The sequence below is a fragment of the Malaciobacter mytili LMG 24559 genome (assembly GCF_003346775.1).
GTDB lineage: Bacteria > Campylobacterota > Campylobacteria > Campylobacterales > Arcobacteraceae > Malaciobacter > Malaciobacter mytili.
Map to the genome: position 1 here is coordinate 1,743,384 of NZ_CP031219.1, position 15,357 is coordinate 1,758,740.

The window sequence follows — 15,357 nt, forward strand, 5'->3', positions numbered from 1 at the left end:
ATGTTAAATGCTAATTTGCATTAAATCATTTATAACAGATTCTCGTTTAGTTGTCTCTATTCTTTTACATGCACTTTTAAAAGCATCATCTTCACCTACAATATAACACATTTTTTTTGCTCTTGTAATTGCTGTATATAAAAGTTTAGTATTATGCATAATATAGTGAGAAAAACTCATAGGAATTAAAGCATTTTCATATTCCATTCCTTGAGTTTTATGTATTGTTAAACAATAAGCTAATGATAAAAGAGAGTTTAATTCATCAAAATCATAAAAAACAACCATATCATCATTTGGATATAAAACAATACACTTTTTTTCTTCAAAATCAAGTTTTATAATAAGTCCTAATTGACCATTAAAAACCCTTCTTTCAATAAAATCAATAGAGTTTGATTTATACATACTCATTGTTTGACATTTCATATTTTCATTTTTAATATGAATTACCTTATCACTTAATTTATATTCATAAAGTTTTGCTTTATAAGATTGTTCTCTTGAACTATTAAATAATCTTTGAAGCTGAATATTTAGATTTTCTACTCCTAAAAGCCCACCTTTCATAGGAGTAATAACTTGAAATAAAATCAAGGCTTTTGAAATATCTTTTTGTTTTATTAAAGTATAAAAAGAAGCAATAAAAGAAGCTGAAATATTTAAAATATTATGCAAAATCATATCAGAATTTTCTAATCTTAAAGAGGCAAAATCATTTGAAGAAACTGAGTTTTTTAAAGCATAATAATTATTTATAGAAACATCTATAAATTTAAAATCCTCATAATCTTCTTTATATTCAGGTACTTCTCCTTGCCTAATATCATTTGCAATAACAGCAATTGCTTGATTTTCATTTTGTCTATAAATTTTTGTAAGTTTACAAATAGAAGCTAACTCGTATTTAATAGCATCAGAAAGTATATTCCCTGCTCCAATTGCAGGTAATTGCCCATCATCACCAACTATTATAAAAATCGTATCATCACTAATTTTTGAAATTATTTGATAAAAAGTTACAGAGTTTACCATAGAAGCTTCATCTAAAAGTATAACTTTATAAGGGAAAAAATCTTTCTCTTTATGTTTTACTAATAAAGATTGAATTGTTGAACTTGTATAGCCTGTTGTATCTGATATTCTTTGGCTTGCAATTCCACTTAATGCAATAGTAATAATATCGTCAAAACCAACTATTTCTTCAAGAAGCTCTAAAATTGCCCTACTTGAAGTTGATTTTCCAGTACCTGCATATCCTATTAAAAAAAGTGTATTTTGTCCATCATTTATAAGTTCAACTGCTTTTTTTTGCTCTTGACTTAATTTAAAGCCTAAAGTCTGTTCTTTTCTTAAAAGATATTCATCTAAATTTGCAACAATTTTCCTAAAAAGTCTTTCATCTTTTCTTCTTTTAAAAAACTCTAAAATTCTCTTTTCAGCATAATAAAGCATTGAAGGAGCAATTCTATTTTCACTTGTTACAAAAAGTTCTTCTTTTGCTAACATTTGAACAATACAATCTTCATATAAAAGTTCTTGATTATTAAATCTTAAAGCTTCATCTAAAAGCCTGTATAAATGGTACTTATCAATAGATGAATTTCCATTGTTATCACAAAATTCTCTTAAAGTATAATTTAAACAAGCCATTATTCTAAACTCTGATTTTTCATCAATTCCTAATGATTTTGCTATTTCATCTGCTTTTTTAAATCCAATTCCTTTTATATTTATTAAAATATATGGATTTTCTTTTATTTTTTCTATTAGGTTTTCTACTTCAGAAAAGTTAGAATAAATCTTAGTAATTAAAGTAGAAGTAACTCCATATTTAGATAAAAAACTTCCTAATTCTCTTAAATGTTGAAATTTCTGCCAAGAAGCTACAATAGTATTTAGTTTTTTCTCTTTTATCCCCTTAAACTCAAGTAGTTTTTCAGGAGTTTCATTTAAGATTTTTATTAACTCTTCTTCTTCATATTTATCAAGTAACTCTTTTGCAAATTTTTGACCAATACCTTTTACAATTTTAGTAAGAAAGAAAAAAAGTTCTGCTTCTTTTATCTCTAAAGTATCAAAAACAAACTGTATTCCATACTTTTTATGAGTTACCCAATTACCAGTCATAACTATCTCTTCACCAACAATTTTTTCTATATCAGTATCAAAATAAACGCCACAAACTCTTTGATTATTTTCTAAAACTGCTGTGATAAATTTTGTTTCTTCATTTTTATAAAAAACTTTTTTTAATACTCCTGATAACTTAAACCTTTTTTCTTCTTCCATTAGTATCCATCATTATATTTATGTTTTTTATGCTTATCTTTTTTATAGTTTTTATTGTTTTTTTCTTTTTGTAGTAAATTTGCATCTTTAAGTAAAGTTGCTCTTTCATCTTCAAAAGAAGAAGAGTGTTCTTGAGTGTAATACATAGTTTTATTAATAAAATCTTTTAATTGAGTTAAATAGTTTGAGTGAAGTTCAACAGCACTTACCCTATTCATATCTTCATAATTTTTTTTAGTTCTTTGTATAAATAACTGCTTATCAAAATTTTCTAATTTTAATAAAGAAAGAGTTCTATTAAAAAATTTTTCTAAAACTCTTATATATCTTATTCGTTGTTGTTTTTCATGCATTATGCTAATAACTTTACAATTTTTTCTTTTGGTCTTGCAATAACAGCACTTCCATTTTTTATTACAATTGGTCTTTCAATTAATTTTGGATATTGTGCCATTGCTTTAATAAGTTCAGTTTCACTTGCATCTTTTAAATTTAGTTCTTTGAAAAGCTCTTCTTTGCTTCTAACTAAATCTTTTGCTGATATTCCTAACATAAGTAAAATCTCTTTTATCTCTTTTTCATTTGGTTGAGACTCAAGATATTTTACAATTTTAATATCTAACTTTCTCTCTTCTAAAAAACTTAAAGCATCTCTTGATTTTGAACATCTTGGATTGTGCCAAATTGTCACATCTTGCATATAAATCCTTTGTTAAATTTTAAAAGATTATACCAAAAAAAATTTTATACAATATAAATTATTTCATTTTGAAATATTTTAAAAGTTTGGAAGAAGGTCATTTAAGCCTTCTAAACCCAGCTCTTTTAAGTCTAAATGTATTTGTCCCATTTTCTTTGTCCTATTATTTGTAATAATTGGAGCAAAAGTATTTAAACTATTTTCACTAGTAGCAGATTGTAAGACAAAAACATAGTATATTGAGATTTCTTCTATATTTTGTATATCAAGCTTAGTTTTAAACTCTTGAGGTAATTCAAAATTTAAAGCTTTTAAAGCTCCAAAACTCATTAGTCTAATAGTACTATTTGTCTCAACTCCTTTTATTATTGAAAAAAAATCATCCATTTTTTCAAAAATAAAACTCTTTTCCTCTTCAAATCCATCAATAGTAACTACAACTTCATATTCCATAAGTTTTGCCTTTTTATAAAGTTAAAGCATTTTACAAAAACAAATTGTATAAGTCAATTTGATAAAAGAAGATAATTTTATGATATACTTAATTTTATGTTAATAGGAAATAGTAATACACTTTTAAATATACTTTTACCAAACCAAGATAATAAAGTGCTAAAAGAGGTACTTAAAGAAGCAGATAATAAAGAATTAACTAATATGCTTAAAAATAATACTTCTATGAAAGAGGTATTAAAAAATCTTTTTGAAGATATTAAAAGTGGAAATAAAAGTAATGAAACTATTCAAAATATTTTAAAAAATTCTTCTATATTTAAGGATTTAGGCAGTTTTACAGCAACTTTAAAAACCTTAGTATCCCAATTACAAAATGATGAAAAACTTTCTAAATTTAAACCCTTATTAGAATCATTTTTAACTCAAATTGATAATTTAGATGAAAATACCTTAAAAGATTTAATAGGGAAATCAGGAGTATTTTTAGAATCAAAAATTCTAGAAAAAGCTACAAATTCAAACTTACCACCAAAAGTAAATGAATTATTAAATCAAATAAAAAATATACTTCAAAAGATAAATACTCCTGAAGCAAAACAGATTAATGAATTAATTGATAAATTAGTTTCAACGCCAAATCAAACACCAAATCAAATTCAAACAGATATAAAAAGTGTAATAAATCTTTTGCAAAATATCTCAAAAAATTTAACACAAGATAATACACAAAATTTAAATATTTTAACAAATCAACTAAAAAGTATTACACAAGAAGCTCAATTAGTTGAATCAAAACTTCAAAATACTTTTACAAATGATAGTATTAAAAACCTAGTAGAGCAAATAAAATCTCAATTATCTTTAAATAAAAATTTTGAAGCTACAAATTTACTAAGAACTATAAATACTTTACCAAACAATGATTTTAGCCAACTTGAAACAAAACAAGCTTTACAAAATATACTAATGAATTTAGATTTCCAAGCCCCAAGTATAAAAACACCAACAATTGAATTTTTAACTACAAAATTACAAGAGTTAATTCAAACTCCACAAAATTCAAATATAAATTTAAATGATGAGAAATCTCAAATTTTAAATCAAACAAAACAAATACTTTTTCAATTAAAAAGTGAAGTTTTATCAAATAAAGCAATAGAACCAAATAAGCTTTTATCTCAAATAGATAATCTTTTAAATATGAAAGATATGTTTTTAGAAGAAGCAAAACTTGAACCTAAAAATATTTTGCAACAATTTTTAAATAGTAATGAATTAAAAAATAGTTCTTCATTAAATTCAAATATTTCTAATTTAGTAAATCAATTAAAAAATCTAACAGATGAAATAGGTACTTTAGAAAATAAAATACAAAATAATCAGCCAATTTTAAATGAAAAACCTGCTTTATTAACTCAAATAAAAGAGAATTTAAATCTTTTAAAAAATGAACTTTTATTTACAAATACAATACAAACAAAAGTTTTAAATCAAGTAATTGACAAGCTGTTAAATATACAAAATCTTTTCGATAAAATAGAGCTTCCAACAGATTTTAAAATGTTGCAAGTTCAAAATAATAACATCTCCTCATTTCAAAGTAATTTTGCATCTAATATTAATAGTTTACTTTTAAATTTAAAGGAAAATATTACAAATATTTCTTCAAATCCTAATGCAACAAATCTTCAAAATGAGATTTTAAAAACAGTAGATAAAATAGAAGATATTATTAAACAAGGAGTTCTTACAACTACAAGTTTATCAAAACCTGATAACTCTATTTTACAAGAAGATATGAAAAGCGTACTTTTACAAATGCAAGATATGATTCCAGATAAAAATAGTGAAACTTCAAAAGCTGTGGATAAACTTCTATTTCAAGTGGATTATTATCAACTTCTTTCCCTAACTTCAAATTCAAATTATGTTTATCTTCCTTTTTTATGGGATATGCTAGAAGATGGTTCTATTTCAATGAAAAAAACAAATGAAAAGAAGTTTTACTGTGAGATAAATTTAACACTTAAAGATTATGGACAAACACAGTTACTTTTAGGACTATATGATAAAAATAAACTCGATTTAACAATCTTTGCCTCAAGAGACAGTTTTAAAAAATTAATAAGAGAAAATTTAACATCTTTAAAACAATCATTAAATGCTGCTGGGCTTATCCCTATGGATATAAAATTAATTGATTTAAAGAAAAATGAAGAAAAAAAACAAGAAGTTAAAAGTATCTATGAACAAAATAGTAATTTTGGCTTTGGGGTTGATATAAGGGCTTAAAATGGAAAAAAAATTTATTCAAAAAGCAGCAGCCTTAAAATATGATATACAAAATGACAATGCTCCAAAATTAGTTGCAAAAGGGGAAGCCCAAATTGCTAAAAATATAATAAAAATTGCACAAGATAATAATCTTCCTATTAAAAAAGATGAAGATTTAATTGAATTACTATCAAAACTAGATATTGATAAAGAGATTCCTGCTAGTATGTATAAAGCAGTTGCTGAAATTTTTAGCTTTATTTATAAACTAACAAATCAACCTAAAAAAGATTAGAGCTAGAACCTAAAATTAAGAGTTTTTATATTATAATCTTCGAACTTTTAAAGAAGAAAATGCCTAATGAAGAAAACCATATTTGATAATTTATTAACTGTTATTTTAGTATTTATTTTTCCTATTTTAATAAACTTTTTATCATCTATTTATTTTAATCCAGTATTTTTAATTGGTATTTTATTTTTAACTTTTATAAATATTTTGAAAAAAGAGTTTTATTACAGTGCCTTTTTTTTAGCACTAGGTATATTTTTTATAGAGTTAAATAATGGATTTAAACCTTTTAGTTTAATTCTTCTTAGCTTTTTTATTTATGCTTTTATTGTACCTTATATAAAAAGAGTTGTTTCATATAGTCAATTAAATGATTACTTATATATTTTGATTTTCTATTTTGGATTTACACTTTTATATATAGCAAATAATAGCTATTCCCATGAACTTCTTTTTACAATTTTTATAAATATTGTTATTGATTTTATTATTGTTGGACTTATGATATGAGAAGATTAAATTTTATACTTATTTTTATTGCTATTTTGATGATTGTTTTACTTGCAAGAATATACTTTTTAAGTATTAAATCAAATACTTATTATGAAGAATTATCAAAACAAAACTATATTAAAAGAGTTTATATTGCTCCATCAAGAGGGATTATTGAAGATAGAAATGGTATTCCTTTAGCTATTAATAATCTTGGATTTTCTATAACTATAAAACCTCATTTACGTTCTTATAAAAATAAAGATAAATTACTAGAAATTATAGATTTTATTACAAAACATTTTCCAGAATATGATAAAGATGAATTATTAAAAAAATATAAAAGATTAGATTCTGCATATAAGCATGATTATGTTCAATTAATAGATTATATAGCATATGATGATTTTTTCTCAAAATTTACACTATTTAATTCAATAGAAGATATAAAAGTAGAACCAGCTGTAAAAAGGTATTATCCATATCATAATATAGCTTCTCATGTTATTGGGTATGTGGGAAAATCTTCTAAAAAAGATATAGAAGAGAATGAACTTTCTAAATATAGTGGAATAGTTGGAAAAAATGGTTTAGAAAAATATTATAATAAAAAACTTCAAGGGGAGCTTGGATATAAAGATGTAAAAGTAAATGCTTTAAATAAAGAATTGGAAATTTTAGAAGAGAAAAAACCTAAAGAAGATAATACTTTAAAAACTACAATAGATATAGAACTTCAAAAATATATTCAAGATAATTTCAATCATAAAAGTGGTGCTGTAATTGTTATGAATGCCCAAAATGGTGAACTTTTAGCAGCGGCATCTTTTCCTGAATATGATAATAATATTTTTGTTGGAGGAATTACTCAAAAAGAGTGGGATGCTATGAGAAATAGCTTTGATCATCCATTTACAAATAAACTTGTAAATGGTTTATATCCTCCAGGTTCTGTTCATAAAATGGGTGTAGCTTTAGCTTTATTAGAAAATGGTATTCAACCTGATTATACAGTTTATTGTAATGGTGAACTTCAAATAGGAAATAGAAAATTTAGATGTTGGAAAACAACAGGACATGGAACTGTTAATTTTAGAAAAGCATTAAGAGAAAGTTGTGATGATTTCTTTTATAAAGCAAGCTTAAAAGTTGGTATAAGTAAAATTGCAAATACTTTAGAAAAATATGGATTTGGACAAGAAACGGGAGTTGATCAAATCAATGAATTTATAGGTGTAAATCCAAGTAAAGAGTGGAAAAAAGAAAGATATAACCAACCTTGGTATATAGGAGAGACAGTAATTACTTCTATTGGTCAAGGATATACTTTAGTAACTCCAATGCAAGTTGCTAGATATACTGCTTTTTTAGCAACAGGAAAACTTCCTAAACCACATTTTTATAAAGATAATTATGAAGAACCTGTTGAAATACCAACAAAACCAAGATATTTAAGAATTATAAGAAATGGTATGTATGATGTGGCAAATGAAGAATTGGGTACTGCTTCAAAACATATTAAATCAAAAATTAAAATTGCAGCAAAAACAGGAACTGCACAAGTTATTTCTATTCCTCAATCTGAAAAGAAAAGAATGAAAGAGAGTGAATTGGAATATTACCATAGATCTCATGCTTGGTTAAATACTTATGGTCCATTTGATGACCCACAGTATGTAGTTGTTGCTTTAGTTGAACATGGAGGACATGGAGGTTCAGCAGCAGGTCCTATGGTAACAAAAATCTATAATAAGTTACATGAGTTAGGTTATATTAAAAAATAAGCCTTTAATTGATTTTTAGTTATTATTTTACCATTAAAAAAAGGATATATTTTTGAAATTTTTTGCATATTTATTATTTTTTACTTCATTTTTATTTGCAGCTGATACACCACCTGTTGTAAATCTCTCTGTTGCAGCACTTGAAGAACCTGCACAGTTTGTAAGAACTATAAATATAGCAATTATTTTAGGATTATTAGTATTAGCTCCTACTTTACTTTTAATGGCTACAAGTTTTACAAGACTTTTAATTGTTTTTTCACTATTAAAACAAGCCTTAGGATTACAACAAACTCCTCCTTCTCAAGTAATTGTATCAATGGCTTTAATCCTAACTATTTTTATTATGGAACCCTATGCAAAAAAATCATGGAATGAAGCAATAGTTCCTTATATGGATGAAAAAATAGGATATGAAGAGGCTTTTGAAAAAGGAACTAAACCTTTTAAAGAGTTTATGATAAAAAATACAAGAGAATCTGATTTGGGATTATTTTATAGAATAAAAAAACAAGAAAATCCTAAAAATATTGATGATGTTCCATTAACACTTTTAATGCCTGCTTTTATTGTAAGTGAATTAAGAACTGCCTTTGAAATAGGTTTTTTAATATTTTTACCCTTTTTAGTTATTGATATTATTGTATCTTCTATTCTTATGAGTTTAGGTATGATGATGCTTCCACCTGTAATGATCTCCTTACCTATAAAACTAATCTTTTTTATTGTAATTGATGGTTGGTTTTTAATAATAGGAAATCTAGCCCAATCCTTTAAATAGTCTTTTAAGTATAAAAGTATAAATATAATTCTTATTTTTATATAATTTTGCTATTATTTTATAGCTAAACAATTAAAAAGGAATTAAAATGAAAAGAAGTATTTTAAAAATATTAAGTTCAAGTTTATTTGCTATTTTTATCCTTACAGGATGCGGAATAAATAAAGTATATAATGTACCCTCTAAAACTTTCAAAGAAAAACCAGAAAACCAAACTGTTTACAATGCTATTATTAAAGCAGGAGAGTATTTAGGTTGGAATATGAAACAAGTTGATAATAATACAATTATTGGAAATCTTGTAATTAGAGAACATATTGCAAAAATACAAATAACTTATGATAAAAACTCTTACAATATAAAGCTTTTAGAAGCACAGAATTTAAATTATGATAAAAGTAATAATACTATTCATAATAACTACAATGGTTGGATAAGAAACTTAGAAAACCAAATTGATTCTAAATTGATAGTTTTAAAAATGAATGAAAAATTAAAAATAGAAGAACAACTTGCCGCTAATTATAAAAAAGATCAAATGCCAGCAGGAAATAATAAATATAAACCAATTTATGATGTGGAAAATAAAAGCATAAATAAAAAATATGAAAATATTCAACAAATAAGCCAAAAAATACTTAATGTTGGAGATAAAACAAATTGGGTTATGTCTAAACAAAAAGAGGGATTTATTTTGGCAAAAGTTGTAAGAAGAGTTCATACTGCAATAGTTAGAATTGATTATACTTTAGACTCTTATAGTATTAAATATATTACAAGTACAAACTTAGGTGCAGATACACATTATAATATTCATAATAACTATAATATTTGGATAAAAGAGTTAGAAGAAGGAATAGATTTTACTTTAAATAACTAAAGCTAGAAGAGTTTTCTTCTAGCCTTATAAATCATATACCATAGCAATTTCATTACAAACAGGAAAATGCTTACATCTAATACAGTCTGCCCATATTTTATGTTCTGGAATATCTTCTTTATCTATAACTTTAAAACCTAAGCTTTCAAAGAAACCTTGTTCATAAGTTAGTGATAAGATTTGTTCCAATCCTAGTTTCTTACCTTCTTCAATACAGTGTTCTACTAATTGTTTACCAAGTTTTAAACCTCTATACTCTTTACCTACAATTAAACTTCTAACTTCTGATAATCTAATTGAATGTATATGCAAAGCTGTAAAACCTGCAATTTTTCCATCTACACTTACAACAGTGTATGACCTAATTGTATTGGCCATCTCATCTTCTGTTCTTAAAAGAATTTTTCCACTTTCAACTTCAGGTTTTACTAAAGCTTGCATTTGTTTAATATGCGATACATTTGGTTTAAAAAACTTGATTTCCAAATAGATGCTCCGTTATTGCATTTTGTAAAGAGTCCATACCTTTTTTCTTTAAATTTGAAATAAAAATACCATTAGGATACTCTCTTTTTAATTTTGCTAAATCATTTTGTTTTAATTTATCTGTTTTTGTAAAAGCGTGTATAATAATTTGGTCACCTCTTTTAATACTTGATAAAAATTCATCAACATTTTTATCAATATCTAAAGAAGGATGCCTAGAATCAATTAAATGAACAAATATTTGTAAACAAGGTCTTTGCTCTAAATAATTAGTTAAGTTTCTATTCCAATCTTTTTTTAAGCCTTTAGATACTTTTGCATATCCAAAACCTGGTAAATCAACAAACCTTGCAAATAAATAAGGCATTTCTTCATTTGAAGTTTTAAATTTAATATTAAAATAGTTTATTAACTGAGTTTTCCCAGGAGTAGAAGAAGATTTTGCCAAACCTTTTCTATTTGTTAAAGTATTTAATAATGAAGATTTACCAACATTACTTCTTCCTAAAAATGCAACTTCAGCCACATTGGGATCAGGAGAGTCAGCTATACTTTGAGCTGACTGCAAAAATGTTGCATCAACTATTTTCATTATTTATCAGCCTTTGCACTATCTTTATTATTATCTAAATTTATAATAAATCTAACGGGCTTATCTTCAGTTCCACTAACTTTTGCTTCACCTGTTGTTTGGTTTATAAAGATTTTATCTCCATAGATTTTTCTATCTTCTACTTTTTCTTTTATATATCCATTTCCAATAATCTCATATTCTTCTTTATTTGGATAATATATTACTTTATTACCTTTTCCTTCATACTCTTTATCTTTTGAAATAATATCAAAAGAGACATTTCCAATGGCTATATATTTTAAAGGTACTCTTTTTTCTGAATCTTTTGAAGACATATAGACTTCTAATCTATCCGCATCTAATTTATCTTTAGCTTTTCTAAGTTTAACATCTCCTGTAAAAATAGAAATTCCTTTTGCATCATTTGCTTCAAATTTTTTAGCATCTATAACTAATTTTTCTTGTGCAAAAAGCATTGAAGAAGCTACTAAACTTAATAAAAAATATTTCATATCTATCCTTAATTTTTTGTTATATCAATTTCAAAATGAGAGTTCTTTGATTTCATAATCTCATTATTCATATCTAAATATAAATTTGTTCCATTTAATTTATGATTATAATATGTACCACTAAAATATATTGTATTTCTTGCTATTTTTGTTTTATCATTATAAAAAAGTTCTTGAGTATTTAAAGTCATAAAATTATCTCTTCTAAATTTTACATTATTAATAAAAGTAAACTCTTCTTTTTGCTTTATAATAACATCTGCACTTACATAATCAGTTGCATTTTTTACTTTTTTATCATTTGCTTTTAGTATAAAATTACCTTCATACATAATATCTTTAGTTTCAAATCTTGAAGCTTTTTTTGAATTAACTATTTTTGTAACAGTCTGCTCATTTAAAGTATACATTGTAGAATTATTAAAACTTACAAGAGGTATTTCTTTTTTATTTTCTTTATCTTGTATATTAGCTATTGGTACAAAATATATTAATGTAGAGATTAATAAAATAGCATAAATAAAAGATTTTATAACCATGCTTTTAAAAACTCCTCTTCTAAATTATCTTTTTTTATAATATATTCTATCATTTCTCTTACTGCACCATTTCCACCACTATTTTTACAAACAACATCAACAAACTCTTTTAAATAATGAGTTCCATTTGAAGGAGTAAAAGATAAATTTACTTTTTTTAACATTTTATAATCATTTAAATCATCACCTATAGCTGCAACTTGATCCCAAGTTAAATTCTCTTTTTTTAAAATTTCTTCTAAAATCTCATCTTTATTATGTACTTTTTGATAAAGATGGTTTATTTGTAAATCTTGTGCTCTTTGTTCTACTATTTTAGATGTTCTTCCTGTAATAATTGCAGCTTTTTTACCAAGTTTTTTAGTCCAAGTTGCAATTGCAAGCCCATCAGATACATCAAAAGATTTTAACTCATCTCCACTATTAGTATAAGTTATTTTTCCATCAGTTAATGTACCATCAACATCTAAAACAAGTAGTTCTATCATAAAACACCTTTTGTACTAGGTATTCCTAATTTTTCATTTGGTATTAAAGCTCTTCTTAAAGCTACAGCAACTGATTTAAAAGCAGCTTCTAAGATATGATGTTTATTTTTTCCTCTTTCATACACAATATGACAAGTAAGACCTGCATTTGTTATAAAAGCATGAAAAAACTCTTCAGCTAATTCAACATCAAATTCCCCTACTTTCCCACTTAGATTTATATCATAAACTAAAAAAGGTCTATTACTTAAATCAAGGGCACATGTAACTGCTGCTTCATCCATAACAACTGTTGCATTACCATATCTTTCCACAGCTTTTATAGGAAAAATTGCTTGTTTTAATGCCTTACCTAAAACAATACCACAATCCTCCACACTATGATGAAAATCTATATGCAAATCACCTTCACATATAAGCTCAATATCAATACCACTATGTTTTGAAAGAGCCTCTAACATATGATCAAAAAAACCAATACCAGTTTTTATATTTGATTTACCTACACCCTCTACATTAAGCTTGCATTTTATATCTGTTTCTTTTGTTTTTCTATTAAATTCAACCATCTTCATTCCTATTGTGCAATTATCATAGCACCATTAATTCCAAGTTTAGCTTTAAAGTCATTAGCCTCTTCCTCACTTCTAAACCCACTTACCCAAACTCTATTTATAGGTGCATTTTCAAAATATCCCTCTTTTATAATAACATTATAGTTATTTCCAATAATATTTTCAAATTTTCTTTTTGTAATTTGAGCACCTTCAATTCTTCTAAATGCTCCTACTTGTACATAATATTTACCAACACTCATAACTTCATTTTTCTCTATTGAAGTTTTTGCAATTTTACCGTGGAAACCTAAAACTGTTATTTTTACTTTTGCTGTTCCATTTTTCACCATATCAATAGCATGTGCTGCTTTATTTGAAAGGTCAATAATTCTTCCAGTAACAAAAGGTCCCCTATCATTTATTCTTACAACTATTGATCTTCCATTCTCAAGATTATCTACTTTTACCATTGTATTCATTGGTAAAGTTTTATGTGCTGCTGTCATAGCATACATATTATATATCTCTCCATTTGAAGTCTTTTTAGCATGAAAATTTGGCCCATACCAAGAGGCAATTCCTCTTTGTTCATCTGCAACTTTTGCCAATGTGGGATAATACCACTTTCCAGAAATTTGATAAGGTCTCATCGTAGCTCTATGCATAGCTTGCGAATTTTTCATTTCTTGAGGAGGAATTTTTTTATAACTTCCACCACCATAACTATAACTACTATATTTAGAAGAACATCCTGCTAAAAAGCCACCAACTAAAAAAGTAGTTACTACTATAGAATACTTTGAAAAACTATTTTTTAATAACAATTTTATCTCCAATACCTATTAAATTTGTTCTAAGTTTATTATCAGTTTTTAACTTACTTAGATTGATATTATATCTTTTAGCAATAGAATAAAGAGTCTCTCCATTTTTTACTTGATGAATAATTTTACTCTCTTCTTTTCTAAGTTTTGCCACTTTTAAAACTTCATTTTTCCCACTTTTTGCAGTAATTGGAATAATAAGTTTTTGATTTAAAGATAAAAAATTTGTATTTAATTTATTAAAGTCTTTAATTACATTATATGAAATATTATATTTTTTTCCTATTTTTAAAAGTGAATCGCCACTTTTTACAACATGAACCATATATCTACTATCTTTAATTAAGTCTTTATTTGCTTGAAATCTTGCAAGTCTACTATAAGGAATATAAATATCATAATTTTTTTCATAAGGAGGAATAATTTGTAGCTTTAAATGTTTATTTAAAGCCTTTAATTCTTCATAATTAAGACCAACTGCACTTGAAATAGATTGTAAATGTAAACCACCTTTTACACTAATAGTAGCAACAGAAGAAGTAGCTCCAATATTTAAAAGGTGTGCATTATCATTTTCTGTAATAAAACTTTGATTATTCATCATACCAAGAGCAATAATCTTTCTAATATACATTCTACTTTCACTAGGAATATATTGTCTTGTAATATTATTTTGTTCAGTTAAAAAATCATCAATATCAAGAGAAATACCCCATTGTTTAACTTCTTTATAAATTCTATTAATTTTATAAAAACGTTCATTTCCATTTTGATATGCTGCAATTGTTTTTCTAAACTCTTTAATTTTTTCACTTTTTTCTTGTTTTGGATATAGTTTTACATATTTATCAATAGTAGCTCTTGTAATTGCTTCTATTACTCTACCTTCACCACAGTTATATGCAAGTGCAGCTAAATACCATTTTCCAAATCTATGATGTAAAGACCTTAAATATTTAGTTGCAGCTTTTGTAGATTTAACTAAATCCATTCTTTCATCAACATATAAATTATTATCTAAACCAAAAGTTTTCCCTGTTTCTGACATAAATTGCCAAATACCTATTGCTTTAACATTTGATTTTGCATCAATTGTAAAATCAGATTCAGCCATTGCCATATATAAAAAAACTGAAGGTATTTTTTCTTCTCTTAAAATCTTTTTTATTTTTGGAACAAACAGTGAAGCATCACTTAGTTTTTTTACATAATTATTTTGATTATGCTCTTTTAAAAGATTATTATATGTTCTTTGAAGTTTGTAATCAGTAATAAAAGACGATTTAATATCAAGTTCTTCAAGTATTTGTAAATCTCTTTGACTATAATTAGTACCTATAAGCGAAGCAAACGAATAAGTAATTGTTAATAATAAAAATATAGCTATTTTATTCAAAAAATTTATCCTATTTTATAAAATAGCTAA

Annotated in this window: 18 protein-coding genes; 6 read left to right on the forward strand and 12 right to left on the reverse strand. The window is 25.2% G+C overall.

Annotated elements, in window-relative coordinates:
• Positions 1-3: 3 nt before the first annotated feature.
• The 4 genes from AMYT_RS08530 to fliW all read right to left on the reverse strand — a co-directional run bounded on the left by AMYT_RS08530 (position 4) and on the right by fliW (position 3,445).
• A complete protein-coding gene (locus AMYT_RS08530; RefSeq protein ID WP_114842128.1) occupies positions 4-2,292 on the reverse strand; it encodes an AAA family ATPase in 2,289 nt (762 codons plus the stop codon).
• Positions 2,292-2,645 (reverse strand): hypothetical protein, encoded by a 354-nt coding sequence (locus tag AMYT_RS08535; protein WP_114842129.1) that lies wholly within the window; start codon positions 2,643-2,645, stop codon positions 2,292-2,294. Before AMYT_RS08535 ends, AMYT_RS08530 begins: the two co-directional genes overlap by 1 nt.
• A complete protein-coding gene (gene arsC, locus AMYT_RS08540; protein ID WP_114842130.1) occupies positions 2,645-2,992 on the reverse strand; it encodes an arsenate reductase (glutaredoxin) in 348 nt (115 codons plus the stop codon). The genes AMYT_RS08535 and arsC overlap by 1 nt, the downstream gene beginning before the upstream one ends.
• A 78-nt stretch (positions 2,993-3,070) precedes the next feature.
• Positions 3,071-3,445, reverse strand: coding sequence for a flagellar assembly protein FliW (gene fliW, locus AMYT_RS08545; RefSeq protein WP_114842131.1), 375 nt, complete (start codon positions 3,443-3,445; stop codon positions 3,071-3,073).
• A gap of 96 nt (positions 3,446-3,541) precedes the next feature.
• Between fliW and fliK the strand changes: the two genes are divergently transcribed.
• From fliK to AMYT_RS08575, 6 genes are all read left to right on the forward strand, one after another.
• On the forward strand, positions 3,542-5,740 hold the full coding sequence (gene fliK / locus AMYT_RS08550; protein WP_114842132.1) for a flagellar hook-length control protein FliK: 2,199 nt from the start codon (positions 3,542-3,544) through the stop codon (positions 5,738-5,740).
• A gap of 1 nt (position 5,741) precedes the next feature.
• A complete protein-coding gene (locus AMYT_RS08555) occupies positions 5,742-6,017 on the forward strand; it encodes an EscU/YscU/HrcU family type III secretion system export apparatus switch protein (RefSeq protein WP_114842133.1) in 276 nt (91 codons plus the stop codon).
• Positions 6,018-6,083: 66 nt separating this feature from the next.
• Positions 6,084-6,524: a hypothetical protein gene (locus tag AMYT_RS08560; RefSeq protein ID WP_114842134.1), complete on the forward strand. Its 441-nt coding sequence runs from the start codon at positions 6,084-6,086 to the stop codon at positions 6,522-6,524.
• A complete protein-coding gene (mrdA, locus tag AMYT_RS08565) occupies positions 6,521-8,290 on the forward strand; it encodes a penicillin-binding protein 2 (protein WP_114842135.1) in 1,770 nt (589 codons plus the stop codon). The genes AMYT_RS08560 and mrdA overlap by 4 nt, the downstream gene beginning before the upstream one ends.
• 52 nt (positions 8,291-8,342) lie before the next feature.
• A complete protein-coding gene (gene fliP, locus AMYT_RS08570) occupies positions 8,343-9,071 on the forward strand; it encodes a flagellar type III secretion system pore protein FliP (protein WP_114842136.1) in 729 nt (242 codons plus the stop codon).
• A gap of 88 nt (positions 9,072-9,159) precedes the next feature.
• Entirely contained in the window at positions 9,160-9,951 is a 792-nt protein-coding gene (locus AMYT_RS08575) for a hypothetical protein (protein ID WP_114842137.1), read from the forward strand.
• A 24-nt stretch (positions 9,952-9,975) separates the two neighbouring features.
• On the opposite strand, the gene AMYT_RS08580 is transcribed toward AMYT_RS08575, so the two are convergent.
• From AMYT_RS08580 to AMYT_RS08615, 8 genes are read right to left on the reverse strand one after another with little or no spacing between them, the layout of a single operon-like run.
• The gene (locus tag AMYT_RS08580; RefSeq protein ID WP_114842138.1) at positions 9,976-10,437 is read right to left on the reverse strand and encodes an N-acetyltransferase; all 462 of its coding nucleotides are present in this window, start codon (positions 10,435-10,437) and stop codon (positions 9,976-9,978) included.
• Positions 10,418-11,029, reverse strand: coding sequence for a ribosome biogenesis GTP-binding protein YihA/YsxC (yihA, locus tag AMYT_RS08585; protein ID WP_114842139.1), 612 nt, complete (start codon positions 11,027-11,029; stop codon positions 10,418-10,420). The genes AMYT_RS08580 and yihA overlap by 20 nt, the downstream gene beginning before the upstream one ends.
• A complete protein-coding gene (gene lptA, locus AMYT_RS08590; RefSeq protein WP_114842140.1) occupies positions 11,029-11,523 on the reverse strand; it encodes a lipopolysaccharide transport periplasmic protein LptA in 495 nt (164 codons plus the stop codon). The genes yihA and lptA overlap by 1 nt, the downstream gene beginning before the upstream one ends.
• Before the next feature lie 8 nt (positions 11,524-11,531).
• Positions 11,532-12,062: a hypothetical protein gene (locus AMYT_RS08595; protein ID WP_114842141.1), complete on the reverse strand. Its 531-nt coding sequence runs from the start codon at positions 12,060-12,062 to the stop codon at positions 11,532-11,534.
• Positions 12,053-12,550 carry a KdsC family phosphatase gene (locus tag AMYT_RS08600; protein ID WP_114842142.1) on the reverse strand — a complete coding sequence of 166 codons (498 nt, stop codon included), beginning with the start codon at positions 12,548-12,550 and terminating at the stop codon, positions 12,053-12,055. Before AMYT_RS08600 ends, AMYT_RS08595 begins: the two co-directional genes overlap by 10 nt.
• Positions 12,547-13,119, reverse strand: coding sequence for an imidazoleglycerol-phosphate dehydratase HisB (gene hisB, locus AMYT_RS08605; RefSeq protein ID WP_114842143.1), 573 nt, complete (start codon positions 13,117-13,119; stop codon positions 12,547-12,549). The genes AMYT_RS08600 and hisB overlap by 4 nt, the downstream gene beginning before the upstream one ends.
• 8 nt (positions 13,120-13,127) lie before the next feature.
• Positions 13,128-13,931 (reverse strand): septal ring lytic transglycosylase RlpA family protein, encoded by an 804-nt coding sequence (locus AMYT_RS08610; protein ID WP_322934299.1) that lies wholly within the window; start codon positions 13,929-13,931, stop codon positions 13,128-13,130.
• Complete coding sequence (locus AMYT_RS08615) at positions 13,915-15,327, reverse strand: lytic transglycosylase domain-containing protein (RefSeq protein ID WP_114842144.1); 1,413 nt, start codon at positions 15,325-15,327, stop codon at positions 13,915-13,917. Before AMYT_RS08615 ends, AMYT_RS08610 begins: the two co-directional genes overlap by 17 nt.
• Between the last annotated feature and the right edge of the window lie 30 nt (positions 15,328-15,357).

Excerpts from the sequence above, each read along its gene's own strand:
- lptA (WP_114842140.1), bottom strand. The coding sequence starts at position 11,523 with ATGAAATATTTTTTATTAAGTTTAGTAGCTTCTTCAATGCTTTTTGCA.
- AMYT_RS08600 (WP_114842142.1), bottom strand. The coding sequence starts at position 12,550 with ATGATAGAACTACTTGTTTTAGATGTTGATGGTACATTAACTGATGGA.
- AMYT_RS08535 (WP_114842129.1), bottom strand. The coding sequence starts at position 2,645 with ATGCATGAAAAACAACAACGAATAAGATATATAAGAGTTTTAGAAAAA.
- fliW (WP_114842131.1), bottom strand. The coding sequence starts at position 3,445 with ATGGAATATGAAGTTGTAGTTACTATTGATGGATTTGAAGAGGAAAAG.
- AMYT_RS08575 (WP_114842137.1), top strand. The coding sequence starts at position 9,160 with ATGAAAAGAAGTATTTTAAAAATATTAAGTTCAAGTTTATTTGCTATT.
- AMYT_RS08560 (WP_114842134.1), top strand. The coding sequence starts at position 6,084 with ATGAAGAAAACCATATTTGATAATTTATTAACTGTTATTTTAGTATTT.
- AMYT_RS08555 (WP_114842133.1), top strand. The coding sequence starts at position 5,742 with ATGGAAAAAAAATTTATTCAAAAAGCAGCAGCCTTAAAATATGATATA.
- yihA (WP_114842139.1), bottom strand. The coding sequence starts at position 11,029 with ATGAAAATAGTTGATGCAACATTTTTGCAGTCAGCTCAAAGTATAGCT.
- AMYT_RS08530 (WP_114842128.1), bottom strand. The coding sequence starts at position 2,292 with ATGGAAGAAGAAAAAAGGTTTAAGTTATCAGGAGTATTAAAAAAAGTT.
- AMYT_RS08595 (WP_114842141.1), bottom strand. The coding sequence starts at position 12,062 with ATGGTTATAAAATCTTTTATTTATGCTATTTTATTAATCTCTACATTA.
- arsC (WP_114842130.1), bottom strand. The coding sequence starts at position 2,992 with ATGCAAGATGTGACAATTTGGCACAATCCAAGATGTTCAAAATCAAGA.
- mrdA (WP_114842135.1), top strand. The coding sequence starts at position 6,521 with ATGAGAAGATTAAATTTTATACTTATTTTTATTGCTATTTTGATGATT.
- fliK (WP_114842132.1), top strand. The coding sequence starts at position 3,542 with ATGTTAATAGGAAATAGTAATACACTTTTAAATATACTTTTACCAAAC.
- hisB (WP_114842143.1), bottom strand. The coding sequence starts at position 13,119 with ATGGTTGAATTTAATAGAAAAACAAAAGAAACAGATATAAAATGCAAG.